Origin of the sequence: Devosia sp. YR412 (genome assembly GCF_900110945.1) — a bacterium.
GTDB lineage: Bacteria > Pseudomonadota > Alphaproteobacteria > Rhizobiales > Devosiaceae > Devosia.
Window position 1 is genome coordinate 201,149 of sequence record NZ_FOFL01000002.1, and the last position, 14,340, is coordinate 215,488.

The following is a 14,340-nucleotide window of genomic DNA, read 5'->3' on the forward strand; positions in this document are numbered from 1 at the left end:
CGGAACTTCCCGCTCATAGAACTCGAGCGGGAAGCTAGACTGTGGAGGTGAGTAAATCCCTATCCCGCCACGGCAAATGCCGCAAATCGGGACCAGTGGTTACCAAAGACTAATGGGCGACCGCCACGGCGCCAGCTGCGGCGTGAGGCGTGTAGAGCAGGGGAATTTCTGGAATGGTAACGAAACCGCCCAGACCCTCAAGCGTCATGCGAACAGCAACCAGTAGAATGATCAGCAGGCCAACCCAGGCAATCCAGCGGAAGCGGTGCAGCAGGCCGGCGATGAATGTGGCGCCGACGCCCATCATCACCACAGACAGCGCCAGACCGATGATCAGGGCCTCGAAGTGATGCGCGGCCGCGCCGGCCACGGCCAGCACATTGTCGAGCGACATGGAAACGTCGGCGATGATGATCTGGATGACCGCCTGGCGCAGCGTCTTGCGGGGCGCCTTGCCGGCAACCGTGCCATCGGCATTCGTGTCGCTGTTCTCGAGCGCTTCCTGGGCCTCGTGCTCATCAGCTTCCGACGTCGTCAGCTCGCGATACATCTTCCAGCACACATAGAGCAGCAGCAGTCCGCCGGCGATAAACAGCGCCGGTCCGAGCTGCAGCAGCTGCGTGGTGATCAGCGCGAAGAAGATGCGCAGCACGGTGGCGGCGAGGATGCCGATCAGAATCGCCTTGCGGCGCACATCGCTGGCCAGACCCGCTGCGGCAAGGCCGATGACCACGGCATTGTCACCGGCCAGCACGAGGTCGATCAGGATGACCTGAAGCAGAGAACTCAGGAAACTCGGGTCGAACATGAAGCAATCCTTGGGAACGGCGGAAACAGTTTGTCGCAGGCGGCTATACGCCGAAGCCTTGAGACTGAAAAGCGCTCACAGGCCCGTTATCGACAAAAGTGTTAGATTTATTGGGGTTTCAGCAGGTCTTTGACAGCTAGGCGACAGGTTGAACTCTCGTTCTGGCGCCGGGCGCCATGCCAGCACATCGATAAGCTGAAATTCGCAATTTAGATTCATTCCCCGACTTCGACATCATCATATGGAGTGGTCGCCATGGATGCTTCCACTGCTTCGGCGGGGCTTCTTTTTTTGCGGCTTGCCAGAAACAACAGAGGCGACCCGAAGGTCGCCTGTTACTGTCCCGATTGGGAGACTTTGGTGGGCGAGCACGGATTCGAACCGTGGACCCGATGATTAAGAGTCATCTGCTCTACCAGCTGAGCTACTCGCCCATCTGCTTGGGCTTCCAAAGTGGCGCCTCTATAGCCAACGGATTCTGCCCTGTCTACAGGCACATGACACTTTTCTCACAATCCTTGTTTGCTAGAGTGTCGCAGCCGCAAATTCCGCCAACAATCGGGGCCATATGACGATTACCCAATTCCTGATGATCCCCGTAACCTGGTTGACCCTCAATGCCTTGAGCCTGCTGGCCGCGATCGCCGTGGTGGTTGCCGGCTGGTATCTCGCCCGCCTCACCGCCCGCGCCATCAAGCAGCTGCTGCCGCTAGCCTATGGCGTGGACAAGAATTTTGCCCCCCTGCTCTCGCAGGCTGCGCGCTATGGCATCCTGATCTTTGCCGTGGTGACAGCGCTCAATCTGCTCGGCGTCGCCAGCACCTCGATTCTCGCCGTGTTGGGTGCCGCCGGCCTTGCCGTCGCGCTGGCCCTCCAGAACACCCTCGCCAATATCGCAGCCGGAATCATGCTGATCTGGCTGCGGCCTATCGCCATCGGCGAATTCATCCAGGGCGATGGGGTAGCAGGCGTGGTGGTGGAAATCGGCCTGTTCGGCACCCGGCTGCGCTCCTCGAGCGGGCTCTATATCTTCACGCCCAACCAGAAGCTCTGGGCCTCGGCCATCACCAATCACAGCCGCGAGCCGCGCCGGCGCATCGACGTCAATGTCAGCGTGCCCGACACCATCGACATCGCCAAATCGCGCAAAATCCTGCTGCGCATCGCCAATGCCGACAAGCGCGTGCTGCCCGACCCCATCCCCAATGTGCATGTCGACAGCTTCTCGGGCGCCGCGGTCAACATGCAGCTGCGCGCCTGGGTAGCGACCCCCGATTATCTCGAAACGCTCTATGGCCTGACCGAACAGGCCAAGATTGCGCTCAACCGCGAACTGGTCGGCAGCAAGGAAGACAAGGCGGGAATCACCGTCGGACCCAATCCCGACAATCCCAGTCCCGAAACCCAGGCGGGGAGCTGACCTGCAACACAAGCACGCAACCTTTTGCCATTCCTGAACTTTCGTCTCCAAAGCAATTGCCTGGAGCGAACCAATGAATGACGCCACCTTGTTCGGGATTTCGACCGCCTGGATCATCGCCAACGTCTGGTCACTGCTGACCGCATTGGTGGTCCTCGCCGCTGGCTGGTTCCTCGCCAAGATCGTGTCGCGCCAAGTGGCCACGCTCCTGTCGCAAAAGCTCAAGCGAGATGTGACCATCGGGCCGCTGGTCGGCCAGGTGATCCGCTACGCCGTCCTTTTCGTCACAATCATCGTCGTGCTGGGCCAGTTCGGCGTGCAGACCGCCTCGATTCTCGCCGTGCTCGGCGCTGCCGGCCTCGCCGTCGCTCTGGCGTTGCAGGGCACGCTGTCCAATATTGCCGCCGGCATCATGCTGCTGTTCCTGCGCCCCTTCAATGTCGGTGACTATATCGATGCCGAGGGCACGGTTGGCACCGTGGTGGAGGTCGGCCTCTTCGCCACCATCCTGCGCACCCAGGAAGGCGTGTTCCTGTTTGCGCCCAATTCAAAGCTCTCCAATGCGCGTATCATCAACTATACGCGCGAACCGTCCCGCATTGTCGAGATGAAGTTCACCGTGCCGCGCAATGCCGATCTGGCTCGCGTGCGCGCTGCGCTGGCCGAGGGCCTGAACTCCGCCCACATGCCGGCCAATGCCAAGCCCGAAGTGCTGGTCGATACGCTGGGTGATTCGTCGGTGACGCTGGCCGTTCGCGTGCCGGTGCGCAGCCAGGACTGGACGCAGGCCCGCTCGGACCTGCAGGAAAAGCTGCGGGCCATCCTCGATGACGCCAATGGTTTCGTCTCGGCCGCAGCCTGATCAGTCGCAACCCAGCTGGCGGTCGCGGAAGGCCGCCAGATCCAGCACATTGCCCGGCGTCACAGGTTTTTCCTGTGGCGCTTCATCCATCAGGGTAATGGTTCGCTCGATAATGTAGCGCAATTGCCGTGAGCGGCTGTCCCCGCCTTGCAGGATCGCCGCGGCGCGCTGCAGGTGTTCGCGCGCAATAAGATAGCTGGGCGGCATCGCAAGCTCCTTCGCATCAATCATTGAATATGCCAGGGAGGCAGACGCTGGGTCGACACTGCGCCCTCATGCCTTCCGCTGGCTTGCACATTTCCAACCAAATTGATTCGAAGGCAAATCAACAAACAGGTCGGGAAAAAATGCCCGGATCTGGCCTGTTCGCACCAACAGGTTGCTTGCACCAATTGTGCAAAACTATTCCCTCAAACCAACGCACTGGCAAAGTCGTTCCCTGCAGTCATAATAAAAAGACATTGTACCAAATGGTACAAAGAGGGGTTTGCCGGCCCGAATTGCTGCCGGCATGCGCTGGCTAGAAGCAGCGGAGGCGCTATAGGATCGGCGCCTCACCAGAGAGTCGCCGCATCGTGTCACGCCCGCCATTGTCGCCGATCACCGCCATCCTGCCCGAGACTGTGCCCTTCGTCGGGCCCGAGGCGATTGCCCGGCGCAGCGGCGTGCCCCTGCGCGCCCGCATCGGCGCCAATGAGAGCCCGTTTGGCCCGGCGCCATCGGTGATCGCCGCCATGGCCGCGGCGGCAAGCGAGAGCTGGCACTATGGCGATCCGGAAAATCACGATCTGCGCCAAGCGATTGCCGCCCACCTCGGCATCCCCGCCGCCAATGTCATGCCCGGCGAAGGCGTCGACGCCATCCTCGGCATGGCCGTGCGGCTCTATGCGGCGCCCGGCAGCACGGTGGTGACCTCGCTGGGCGGTTACCCCACCTTCAACTACCATCTGGCCGGCTATGGCGTGCAGATGCACACCGTGCCCTATGTCGGCGAGCGCGAGGATGTGGACGGGCTGGCCCGTGCGGCGCGCGAGACCAATGCGGCCATGGTCTATCTGGCCAATCCCGACAATCCGATGGGCTCCTGGTGGGACGCAGCCTCGGTGGAACGCTTCATCGCCGCCGTGCCCGAAACCACGATGGTCGTGCTCGACGAGGCCTATGGCGAGTTTGCGCCAGAAGGCACCCTGCCGCCTATCGACGTAACCCGGCCCAATCTCCTGCGCATGCGCACCTTCTCCAAGGCCTATGGCCTGGCCGGTGCGCGCGTCGGCTATGTGATCGGCGAGGCGCAAAGCGTTTCGGCCTTCAACCGCATCCGCAACCATTTTGGCATCAGCAATATCGCCCAGGCGGGCGCGCTCGCCGCTCTGGCGGATCAAACGCAGTTGCAGGCCTCCATAGCGGCCGTGCGGTCCTCCTTGGATGACACCGCCGGCATCGCCCGCCGCCATGGCCTGAAACCGCTGCCTACCGCCACCAACTTTGTCGCCGTGGATGCTGGCCGCGACGGCATCTATGCGCGAGCCATCGTCGACGGTCTGGCACAGCGCGGCGTCTTCATCCGCATGCCGGGCGTAGCAGGGCTCAATCGCTGCATCCGCGTCAGTGCCGGCACGGCAGCTGATCGGGCGCTGCTGGACAGTGCTCTGGGCGAAGTGCTGGCCGAACTCGGCTAGTAAAGGTCGACGGTCGCCATCAGGCCCAGGTGGTTTGAGCCAAACGCCTGCGGGGTCGGATCAATGGTCCGGATCAGCGCCGTACCGCGGCTGAACATGTTGTCGATCGGCACGCCGAGCGGCCCGAGCTCGACCGGCCAGGTGCCGGGATAGCGCGGTGGCGGAATGAGATTGGCGGCGGTGGCAAATTCGGAAATCTGGCTCGACCAGGCCGCCGCATTGAAATCGCCGGCCAGCACCAGCGGCCCCTCGACCTGCCCAAGGGCATGGCGCACCTGCTCGATATCATAGAGCACGGTATCGTCGAAATACGGCTTGGTCAGATGCGCCGCCACCACCGTCACCGGATGGTCCTCGCCCACCATGACGCTGACCTGGGTCAGGCGCTGCCGCGACAGCGCCCGCAGCATTTCCTGCTTGCTGGAGAGGAATGGCCAGCGCGACAGGATCGCCAGGTCGCAATCCCCGCCCGGCTCGCAGCCAATGCGATAGGGATAGCGCGCATCGAGCTCGGGCAATTGCGCCCCGATCCCGCGCGCCTCCATCACCACGACAACATCGGCGCCGCTGTCGATGATATATTGCGCCGCATCCGCGCCGGTCGGATTGCTGCCCAGCACGTTAAAGCTCAGGAGCTTGAAGCTCGCCACCGGCGCCGAAGCCTCGAGTGTATCGCGGCGCGCCTGCTGCTCGATGACGATAAAGGCGCCCTGCCCCAGGCTGATGCCGACCAGCACCAGCACCAGAGCACCGCGCAGCCGTGCCCCGGCCAGGATCATGGTCAGGGCCAGCAGCAGCACTAAAATGCCGATGTGGAAGCGCAGCGAATTGACCAATTCCTGGCCCGGCAGGCCAAGATTGACGCTGATGACCACGAGCAGCACCAGGGCCACCAGGGCCAGGCCGCTCAACACGCCACGAATTTCGGAGAGAATCTTCAGCCTGGCCACCGCTTTATTGCGCCACAGTGGTGGCCTAGCACGGCGCCCGAGACAAGAGCGCGACATGACAAGCTGCCATGCCGCGCTGTTCAAATCTTGGTGCTAGCCAGCCATCGCGCCCTGCGCCGAAGCGCCGCGCTCGATCAGCAGGCGGTTATAGGCATTGAGATAGGCACGGGCCGAAGCCACCAGCGTATCGGGCTCTGCCGCATTGCCGGAAACGATACGGCCGTTCATTTCGAGACGCACATGGGCCGAAGCCTGCGCATCGGTGCCTCCGGTGACGCCGTCCACGGCATAGAGCACCAGGTTCGGCTCGGTGCCGACGCCCTGCTTGATTGCATTGAAGATCGCATCGACCGAGCCAGTGCCCTCATAGGTCACAGTGCTCTCTTCGCCATCGATGCTGAGCGTCATGCTCGCGCGATGCACGCCGCCGGTCTTGGAAATGACTTCCATATCGACCAGCTTGATGCGATCGCCCACCGAGCCGACTTCGTCATCGACCAGCGCCACGATATCGGCGTCATAGACATGCTTTTTGCGGTCGGCCAAGTCCTTGAAGCGCACGAATGCTTCCTGGAAGGCATTGTCGCCCAACTCATAGCCCAGCTCGCGCAGCTTGTCCTTGAACGCAGCGCGGCCGGAATGCTTGCCCATCACCAAGGTGGTTTCCTTGATGCCAACGCTGGCCGGGGTCATGATCTCATAGGTCTCGGCATTCTTCAGCATGCCGTCCTGGTGGATGCCGCTCTCATGCGCGAAGGCATTCTTGCCGACGATCGCCTTGTTGTACTGCACCGGAAAATTGGCGGCCGCCGAGACGATCTTGCTGGCGCGGGCCAGATGGGTCGTCTCGATTTCGGTGTGATAGGGCATGGCATCGCCGCGGGTACGCAGCGCCATGACGATCTCTTCCAGCGCCGCATTGCCGGCGCGTTCGCCCAACCCATTGATGGTGCATTCCACCTGGCGCGCACCACCGCGCACGGCGGCCAGCGAATTGGCCACGGCGAGGCCCAGGTCATTGTGGCAATGGGCCGAGAAGATCGTCTTGTCGGCACCCGGCACCTGGCTGATGACGTCGCGGAACATCTTCTCGTGCTCTTCTGGGATGGCGTAGCCAACCGTATCGGGCAGGTTGATCGTGGTGGCGCCGGCCTTGATCGCGGCCTCGACGCAGCGCTTCAGGAACTCCAGCGGCGTGCGGGTAGCGTCCATTGCCGACCATTCGACATCGTCGATCAGATTGCGGGCATGGGCCACGGTGCGGGCGATGATCTCGATGACCTCGTCCTCGGTCTTTTTCATCTGATGCGCCAGATGGATCGGCGAGGTCGAGACGAAGGTGTGGATGCGGCCCTTTTTGGCGTGGCGCACCGCTTCGCCAGCCCGGTCGATATCGGCGGTGATGGCACGGGCCAGACCCGTCACGGTGGCCCGCTTGACCTGCTTGGCCACGGCCACCACGGCTTCGAAGTCGCCATTGGAGGCGATCGGGAAACCAGCCTCGATGATATCGACGCCCATCTCGTCGAGGGCTTCGGCAACCTGCAGCTTTTCTTCCAGCGTCATGGTGGCGCCGGGCGACTGCTCGCCGTCGCGCAGCGTGGTGTCGAAGATGAAGACGCGGTCTTTGTTGGTATCGGTGGTCGCGGACATATTGAAATTCCTATCGATCGGCCCAGAGGTCACAGCTCTGCAGGCCGGACATTTTCTGTTCGGCTTATGGCACTATCCCCTGACGACCCGCTCGTTCGAGCTGCCGGTGATCAGGGGCTGATAAGAAGGAGGAGAAGCGCGGCCGGAAGCAGCAGCATGCCAGCAGCAATCGTCAGGGCGCGGTTACGCTCCTGAGTTTTGGAGATTGCGATGGCAATGGCGCGCTTGCGCTGCATGGGTAAGATCCCGTTGATCCGCCAACAATGCGCGAATCCCCTAAAGCGTGCAAGCCCAGTAGCGGCACTTAATGAATTTTTGCTTTGCATCTTCGACCAAGTCAGTCGCCCAGATCGAGAACGCCCTCGGCGACGATCACCGCGTGCCCGCCAATGCCGCCATGGGTGAGCACGTCATTGTCCTTGCGCAATTGCAGCGTGATACGGCACGGCCGGCCCATTTCATGGCCCTGGCGCAACACCAGATCCAGCTGCCCCGTGCCGATATCGGCATGCTCAGCCAGAAGGCCGATCAGCGCCGCCGCAGCCGAACCGGTGCCTGGATCTTCCGAAAGCCCCATGCCCGGCGCAAACATCCGCGCGGCGAGATCATTGTCGGGCTCGTTCGGCGTCTGGGTGAAGATATAGACCGAGTTGCGGCCATGCGGGAAAACACTCGCCCACTGCCCCATATTGGGGGCAATCCGCTTCAGCACATCGGCATCGCGCACCGGCACCAGATGAAACGCCACCCCGGCACTGAACACAGCTGGCTGATAGGCGCCACAGCCGATTTCGTCGCGCTCGATACCCAGCGCCAGCGCAATCGCGGCGCGGTCATCGATGGACGCCAGCCGAGCCGGCAATTGCGGCAGGGCAAAGCGCGCCTCGCCGGAGCGCTTGTCGGTCTTTTCGAACAGCGCGGTGATCAGCCCAATTTGCTCTTCGAGCCGAACTGCCGAAACCTTGTTCTGCAGGCCAAGCACCACGGCGGCGCCAACGGTCGGGTGACCGGCAAATGGCAGTTCGACGCGTGGCGTGAAGATGCGCACCGAAGCAGTATTACGCTCGGCATGCGCCTTCTGGATGAACACCGTCTCGCTGAGATTGAACTCGCGAGCAAGGGCTTGCATTTCGCCATCGAGCAAGCCATCGGCTTTGCACACAACAGCCAGTTGGTTACCCTTTAGTCGTTCTTCTGTGAACACATCGAGCAGCAGATAATTGAGCTTCATGACCTATGCCTTCGGCAGCGCGTAAGCCGCGCGATCCACCCCGAGATGGTCGCAGATGGCATCCACCGCGACGCCGTGATCGTCGCGACCCGGCAGCCCCGAAATGGTCAGGCAACCGATGATTCCCGCGCCTTTGACGCGGATCGGAAAGCCCCCGCCGGCAATGACGAAATCCACCGGATCGGCACCCGACATTGGCGTGAACGTGACCTCGCCGCGCTCCAGCACCATGCGATAGCTGGCGCGCTGGAAGCGGCGCACCGTATTGATCTTGCGCCGCACCCATTCAGCATTGTCAGCGCTGGTGCCATCCGTCGCCGAAAAAAACATCTGCCGGTCCCAGCTGCGCACGTCGACCACCAGCGACAGCCCTTCAGCCAGCGCCCGTTCGCGAATGGCGCTGCCCAGCGCAAAGGCCACGTTCTCGTTGAACTCAGGCAGAACCAGGTCTTGTTCCTGCTTTTTGACGAGCGCGATGTCTTCGGCGGCGGCCATATCAAGTGTCCTTATGGGTAAATTGCGTCCAGGCGTCATAAAGCGGCGTTCGATCCGTGGCGCCCTTGGAAAAGTTGACCAGCGTTGGATCTATCACCGCCCAGGCGGCCTTGCTGTCGGTCCAGATATTGCCCACCGGCGCGGCCCAGTCGATGTCATCCAGCGTGCCGGCCCGCACGACCTTGATACCGGCCGCCGGCGGATCATTCCACAACCAGCCATGGCAATGGGCACAGAAATTCATGGTGATGACATTGCCGCTTTCTGCCCGTCGCGCATAGGTCTCGACCGCGCCGCTGACGTCGAAATCATCATCCCGCACGATCATCGACATCGACCAGCCGGCGCCCGAAAAGCGCTGGCAGTCCTTGCAATGACAATTGTAGACGCTGAGCGGGCTGGCCGTGAGCCGATAGCGCACCGCGCCACACTGGCATCCGCCCTCAACCGGAAAAGCCGGCAAACCCATCGCACCCTCCCCGATTCCACCGATGCTGACCGCGTCCGGGTTTTAGAGCAAGTTTGTTGCCGGCAGAAGACCTTCCCTAGATGGATGCTGCCGTTTCGCTGGCACCATGGCGGACTTGCTCGAGATGCTTCTCCTTGTTGAGCCATTCCTGCGCATCGGCGGACTGAAACATTTCCAGTTCCTCCTCGTGATCACTGACCGGGGTCATCGCAATATCGCTATAGGCGAGCTTGTCGGGGTCCTTCTCGACGCGGCGAAACACCATGCCATACTTCAGATAGAGCGCCGCCCAGCGCGCCAGCTTGACCGCCGTCTCGCCCCAATAGCGCGGATAGAACACCAGCGGACTTTCCAGGCCAAGTTCCGGCCGTCGTGCATGGCGGAACTTCAGCCGCACGCCGCCACCCTCGAGCGGATGCACCCCCTCGATCTTCACCGAGCCGACGAACCAGGTGGCGAGGAACAGGATATTGGACGGGGCAATGCCGCTGACCACCGCCCGGCGCATGATCGTCTCGACATGCGCGCTTGTGTAATAGCGGTCCCAGGCATGGGCATAAACACCCTCCCATTGCGCCCGGCTCATGATCGGATGCGCCGTCGTCATGTGGTTGAGGTCATATTTGTTGAGATCCTCGTCCATCGCCACGCCGGCGCGATGCAGCTTCTGGTGATCTTCCGAACCCGGCAGCGGGGTCAGGAAGAAAAATTCCAGGACATCGACCGGCAGCTCGCGCTTGATGACGTCGATATCGTGCTGGATGCGCTCGGGCGTATCGCCCGGAAAACCCAGGATATATCCTGCATAGGTGATGACATGCTGCGCCTTCCAGGCCAGCAGCATGGTGCGATATTCGGTGATCTTGTTCTGCTTCTTCTTGGCGCCAATCAGATTGGCCGGATTGACATTTTCCAGTCCGATGAAGACCCGCTTCACCCCGGCGCGAGCGCATTTCTCGACGAAATTCTCGATCCGGTGGCAGAGCGTATCGACCTGGATGATAAAGTTGAAATGTAATTTCTCCACCTCCCGCATGGCGATCAGCCGATCAAGGATCGGCTCCCAATCCTTGTTGCGGGCGAAATTGTCATCAGTGATGAAGAACCGATAGACGCCCTGCGCTAGATTGGCCCGCACGATCTTTTCAATATCGTCCGGTGACCGCCGCCGCGATTTCCGCCCCTGCACATTGATGATGGTGCAGAATGAGCATTGATAGGGACAGCCCCGGCCCGCATCGAAGCTCGTGAGATTATAGGCCGTCTTGCCGACATGGCCGGCCGGCATGAAGGGCACCGGGGAATCCTCGATGCCCGGCAGGTCATTCATGAAATTATACAGCGGCTTGAGCGTGCCGGCATAAGCGTCGCGCAACACCTCTTCGAGCCGGCCCTCAGCCTCGCCGGCAAACAGCGAAATGCCCATCGCCTGCGCTTCCTTGAAGCGCGCATCCTCGCCATCCAGCATGGAGATGACGCCCGAGACATGAAAGCCGCCGATACCGACCTGGATGCCTTTGGCGAGCAGCGGCCGGGCAATGTCCAGGGCGCGGGGAAACTGGTTAGACTGTACTCCGATCAGCATCACCATGCCGCCATCGGCCGCTGCGACATGCGCCGCAATGCGGTCGGTATGCACCTCGGTGTTGGTCTCGTCCATCGCCACGACGTCGATCTCGACATCCGGTCCCAGCACCTGCCGCTCGATGCAATCCTGCGTCAGCCCATAGACGGCGGCTAGCGAATTAGAGGGAATGGGCGACTTCCACCACTGGATCACATAGCCCTCGTCATCGTAATGCGAGGGCTTGATCAAGTAGAGCCTGAACACCTGACGCGATGGCACCATGGACCGAACCTCTCCCGAAGGTTGCCTGCCAGAACATGATCGACGCTGGGCGTAAGGTTAGGCCGAATACTCGAACTTGGAAAGTATTTCGGACATCAGAGACAACAAGGGCCCCGAAGGGCCCTTGCAACGCATCAAATATCTGGTAGCGATCAGTTCTTCTCTTTGTTCACCAGCGCGCCGGCCTTGATCCAGGGCATCATGTCGCGCAGCTGGGCGCCGACGGCCTCGATCTGGTGCTCGTCGGCCAGGCGACGGGTCGCCTTGAAGCGCGAACCGCCGGCCTTGATTTCCTGCATCCAGTCCGAGGTGAACTTGCCCGACTGGATATCATGCAGCACGCGCTTCATCTCGGCCTTGGTTTCCGAGGTGATGATGCGCGGGCCGGTGACATATTCACCCCACTCCGCAGTGTTGGAAATGGAATAGTTCATATTGGCAATGCCGCCCTGGTAGATCAGGTCGACGATCAGCTTCACTTCGTGCAGGCATTCGAAATAGGCCATTTCGGGCGCATAGCCGGCTTCCACCAGCGTTTCGAAGCCGGCGCGGATCAGCTCAACCAGGCCACCGCAGAGCACGGCCTGTTCGCCAAACAGGTCGGTTTCGCATTCTTCGCGGAAATTGGTCTCGATGACGCCCGAACGGCCGCCACCAACGCCCGATGCATAGGCCAGGGCGATGTCATGGGCATTGCCCGATGCGTCCTGATGCACGGCGATCAGGCAGGGCACGCCGCCACCCTTCTGATATTCGCCACGCACGGTGTGGCCCGGGCCCTTCGGCGCGATCATGATCACGTCGACGGTCGACTTGGGCTCGATCAGGTTGAAGTGCACGTTGAGGCCGTGCGCGAACGCCAGGGCAGCGCCGTCACGGATGTTGGGCTCGATGTGCTGCTTGTAGATATCGGCCTGCAGCTCGTCGGGGGTCAGCATCATGATGACGTCGGCCCACTTGGAGGCGTCGGCAACCGACATGACCTTGAGGCCTTCGCCCTCGGCCTTTTTGGCCGACGGGGAGCCGGGACGCAGGGCCACGACGACGTCGGTGACGCCGGAATCGCGCAGGTTCAGCACATGGGCATGGCCCTGCGAACCGTAGCCGACGATGGCGACCTTGCGGGACTTGATGATGTTGAGATCGGCATCCCGATCGTAATAGACGCGCATGGGTATCTCCCTTGAAATGTTATGTTATGCGTTATTGGCTTTCGCCCCGTAGAGGGCGAAAAACTGGTCTGTCGCAGCTTTCACATCGGCTTCGATGTTAGCCTCGATATTGGATTGGGTCAGCGCCTTGTCGCCCAGCAGCAGGCGGATCTGCACGTCGCGGACCACCAACCCGAAAAACGTGCGATAAGCGTCTTCGCTGCTGTCGAAGCGCAACAAGCGCGCATCGCGCCCGGCTTCAAGAATGGGCTTGAGCCGGCGGCGAATGGCCAGCGGGCCGTTCTCCAGCACGATCAGGCCAAGACTGTCTTTTTCCTGTGCCGCGTGCGTCACGGCGGTGCGGTTGAGCGTCACTGACACCTCGCCGACGATCACTGTCAGCAGGTCGCGGGCAAACTGTTCAATGGAAAGGCGCAGCGCCTTGGCATTGAGGTGAGAGCGATCCACCACCGGCATGCGCACTTTGGCGGCCTGCCACTGCACGGTGGCGGTCAGCAGGCCATCGCGATCACCGAACCACTTGTAGAGTGTTTCCTTGGAGCAGGAGGCGCGGCGCGCCACGGCGGTCATGGTCAGGCCATCGCCATTTTCGACGAGCAGGTCCAGCGCAGCAGTCAGCACGGCTTGCTGGCGCGGCGTAAACGTCTCTTCGTTGACCTTGATGGTCACTGGCACGGTCTGTCCCCAACTGACGGGCCGAACGGTTTCGGCACTTTTCGTCCGCTGGCGTACCGTACGGTACGGTTCTAGGCAAGCCCCTATTTGCGGGCGATCAACGGATTCATACCGGGAAAACCGGTTTGCGCCCGCCGACCCAGCGATTGAACCGCGCCAGAGCCAGCCCGAAACCGATCAGCAGCAGCCCGCCACCGAGGATCGACAGCGGCTGCGCGCCCAGCGCCATGAACCATTGCGTGAAGAAGTGGATCGCCCCGAACACAGCGACGGTATTGACCACCCAGCGCCGGTTGGCGAAGACTGCCCAGACGCCGAAGGCCAGCAGCGCCAGCGCCCAGGTCACCGAGAAATAGGCGCCCGGCCAGCCCAGCATCTCGTCGCCAAACACCGAACCGATAAAGAAGGCGGCATTGACCAGCAGGATCGCCGTGCGCATGGCGATGATGGCAAGCCGTTCATAAGCCGCCGGCAGGCGCAGCGACACGGGATAGAGCACCAGGGTCAGCAGCGACAATGCGCCGATCGCCGCCGCGAGATAATGCGTCGGCGTCCACAGATCGACATCCACCGTAATCGCCGCGGCAAACGCCATCACCGAGAGCGACACAAGCAGCCCCGAAAGGGCGGCCACGGCGGCAATGCCCAGCCCAAGCGTCAGCGCAATCCGCACCCAGAGTTCCTCGCCGAACAGCGCGAACAATCCGCCGCCCAGCGCCAGCGCACCGATCACCATGACGATCTGCGCGAACACCGACCATTGCGCGACCTGCGCCATGCGCATGCCGAAACCAAGCACAAACAGCGCCGCGCCCAGCGTGACGACCGTCTCGAGCGCCGGCACCATCACGCCGACACCAACTGCTACCGCCGCCGCGCCCAGTCCGAGCAGCACATTGATCGCCAATTGCCCGGTGTCGGCCGCCGCATAGCTCTTCAGCCGCTCGGCCTCTGCCGCCGTCAACTTGCCCTCGGCAACCAGAGCATCGAGGTCAAGGGTGATCTTCATGCCGCATTCTCCATCCCTGTTGGACCCTAGCATTGCATGCGCTGAGGGCAACACTGCGTCTTTCCATC

At 61.8% G+C, this 14,340-nt stretch carries 15 protein-coding genes and 1 tRNA gene; 3 read left to right on the top strand and 13 right to left on the bottom strand.

From position 1 onward, the window contains the following. Positions 1-109: 109 nt before the first annotated feature. The gene (locus BM045_RS07260) at positions 110-808 is read right to left on the bottom strand and encodes a TerC family protein (protein WP_092181541.1); all 699 of its coding nucleotides are present in this window, start codon (positions 806-808) and stop codon (positions 110-112) included. A 358-nt stretch (positions 809-1,166) separates the two neighbouring features. After that, a tRNA-Lys gene (locus BM045_RS07265) sits at positions 1,167-1,242 on the bottom strand. A gap of 134 nt (positions 1,243-1,376) precedes the next feature. On the opposite strand from BM045_RS07265, the gene BM045_RS07270 reads away from it, so the two are divergent. Together BM045_RS07270 and BM045_RS07275 are read left to right on the top strand one after the other, a co-directional pair. Further along, entirely contained in the window at positions 1,377-2,228 is an 852-nt protein-coding gene (locus BM045_RS07270; RefSeq protein ID WP_092181544.1) for a mechanosensitive ion channel family protein, read from the top strand. A gap of 73 nt (positions 2,229-2,301) precedes the next feature. Beyond that, entirely contained in the window at positions 2,302-3,090 is a 789-nt protein-coding gene (locus tag BM045_RS07275) for a mechanosensitive ion channel family protein (protein ID WP_092181547.1), read from the top strand. On the opposite strand, the gene BM045_RS07280 is transcribed toward BM045_RS07275, so the two are convergent. After that, complete coding sequence (locus BM045_RS07280; RefSeq protein ID WP_139198741.1) at positions 3,091-3,297, bottom strand: hypothetical protein; 207 nt, start codon at positions 3,295-3,297, stop codon at positions 3,091-3,093. 368 nt (positions 3,298-3,665) lie between these two features. On the opposite strand from BM045_RS07280, the gene BM045_RS07285 reads away from it, so the two are divergent. Continuing rightward, positions 3,666-4,769 (top strand): pyridoxal phosphate-dependent aminotransferase, encoded by a 1,104-nt coding sequence (locus BM045_RS07285; RefSeq protein ID WP_244522919.1) that lies wholly within the window; start codon positions 3,666-3,668, stop codon positions 4,767-4,769. Here BM045_RS07285 and BM045_RS07290 read toward each other — a convergent pair. From BM045_RS07290 to BM045_RS07330, 10 genes are all read right to left on the bottom strand, one after another. Continuing rightward, complete coding sequence (locus BM045_RS07290; RefSeq protein WP_170848420.1) at positions 4,766-5,719, bottom strand: endonuclease/exonuclease/phosphatase family protein; 954 nt, start codon at positions 5,717-5,719, stop codon at positions 4,766-4,768. The genes BM045_RS07285 and BM045_RS07290 overlap by 4 nt on opposite strands. A 93-nt stretch (positions 5,720-5,812) precedes the next feature. Further along, a complete protein-coding gene (locus tag BM045_RS07295; protein ID WP_092181559.1) occupies positions 5,813-7,372 on the bottom strand; it encodes a 2-isopropylmalate synthase in 1,560 nt (519 codons plus the stop codon). 110 nt (positions 7,373-7,482) lie between these two features. Continuing rightward, positions 7,483-7,608 carry a hypothetical protein gene (locus BM045_RS19285; protein WP_280139444.1) on the bottom strand — a complete coding sequence of 42 codons (126 nt, stop codon included), beginning with the start codon at positions 7,606-7,608 and terminating at the stop codon, positions 7,483-7,485. 101 nt (positions 7,609-7,709) lie between these two features. Next, entirely contained in the window at positions 7,710-8,603 is an 894-nt protein-coding gene (locus tag BM045_RS07300) for a PhzF family phenazine biosynthesis protein (protein ID WP_092181562.1), read from the bottom strand. Between the two features lie 3 nt (positions 8,604-8,606). After that, a complete protein-coding gene (locus BM045_RS07305) occupies positions 8,607-9,098 on the bottom strand; it encodes a heme-degrading domain-containing protein (protein WP_092181565.1) in 492 nt (163 codons plus the stop codon). Between the two features lies 1 nt (position 9,099). After that, positions 9,100-9,567 carry a GFA family protein gene (locus BM045_RS07310; RefSeq protein ID WP_092181567.1) on the bottom strand — a complete coding sequence of 156 codons (468 nt, stop codon included), beginning with the start codon at positions 9,565-9,567 and terminating at the stop codon, positions 9,100-9,102. Positions 9,568-9,643: 76 nt separating this feature from the next. Next, positions 9,644-11,416, bottom strand: a complete 1,773-nt coding sequence (locus BM045_RS07315; RefSeq protein ID WP_092181570.1) for a B12-binding domain-containing radical SAM protein — start codon at positions 11,414-11,416, stop codon at positions 9,644-9,646. Positions 11,417-11,568: 152 nt separating this feature from the next. After that, complete coding sequence (gene ilvC, locus BM045_RS07320) at positions 11,569-12,588, bottom strand: ketol-acid reductoisomerase (RefSeq protein ID WP_092181572.1); 1,020 nt, start codon at positions 12,586-12,588, stop codon at positions 11,569-11,571. Between the two features lie 24 nt (positions 12,589-12,612). Then, positions 12,613-13,263, bottom strand: a complete 651-nt coding sequence (locus tag BM045_RS07325; RefSeq protein WP_092181575.1) for a TetR/AcrR family transcriptional regulator — start codon at positions 13,261-13,263, stop codon at positions 12,613-12,615. A gap of 106 nt (positions 13,264-13,369) precedes the next feature. Beyond that, positions 13,370-14,272, bottom strand: coding sequence for a hypothetical protein (locus BM045_RS07330; protein ID WP_092181578.1), 903 nt, complete (start codon positions 14,270-14,272; stop codon positions 13,370-13,372). Between the last annotated feature and the right edge of the window lie 68 nt (positions 14,273-14,340).

Excerpts from the sequence above, each read along its gene's own strand:
- BM045_RS07260 (WP_092181541.1), bottom strand. The coding sequence starts at position 808 with ATGTTCGACCCGAGTTTCCTGAGTTCTCTGCTTCAGGTCATCCTGATC.
- BM045_RS07270 (WP_092181544.1), top strand. The coding sequence starts at position 1,377 with ATGACGATTACCCAATTCCTGATGATCCCCGTAACCTGGTTGACCCTC.
- BM045_RS07275 (WP_092181547.1), top strand. The coding sequence starts at position 2,302 with ATGAATGACGCCACCTTGTTCGGGATTTCGACCGCCTGGATCATCGCC.
- BM045_RS07280 (WP_139198741.1), bottom strand. The coding sequence starts at position 3,297 with ATGCCGCCCAGCTATCTTATTGCGCGCGAACACCTGCAGCGCGCCGCG.
- BM045_RS07295 (WP_092181559.1), bottom strand. The coding sequence starts at position 7,372 with ATGTCCGCGACCACCGATACCAACAAAGACCGCGTCTTCATCTTCGAC.
- BM045_RS19285 (WP_280139444.1), bottom strand. The coding sequence starts at position 7,608 with ATGCAGCGCAAGCGCGCCATTGCCATCGCAATCTCCAAAACTCAGGAG.
- BM045_RS07300 (WP_092181562.1), bottom strand. The coding sequence starts at position 8,603 with ATGAAGCTCAATTATCTGCTGCTCGATGTGTTCACAGAAGAACGACTA.
- BM045_RS07305 (WP_092181565.1), bottom strand. The coding sequence starts at position 9,098 with ATGGCCGCCGCCGAAGACATCGCGCTCGTCAAAAAGCAGGAACAAGAC.
- BM045_RS07310 (WP_092181567.1), bottom strand. The coding sequence starts at position 9,567 with ATGGGTTTGCCGGCTTTTCCGGTTGAGGGCGGATGCCAGTGTGGCGCG.
- BM045_RS07315 (WP_092181570.1), bottom strand. The coding sequence starts at position 11,416 with ATGGTGCCATCGCGTCAGGTGTTCAGGCTCTACTTGATCAAGCCCTCG.
- ilvC (WP_092181572.1), bottom strand. The coding sequence starts at position 12,588 with ATGCGCGTCTATTACGATCGGGATGCCGATCTCAACATCATCAAGTCC.
- BM045_RS07330 (WP_092181578.1), bottom strand. The coding sequence starts at position 14,272 with ATGAAGATCACCCTTGACCTCGATGCTCTGGTTGCCGAGGGCAAGTTG.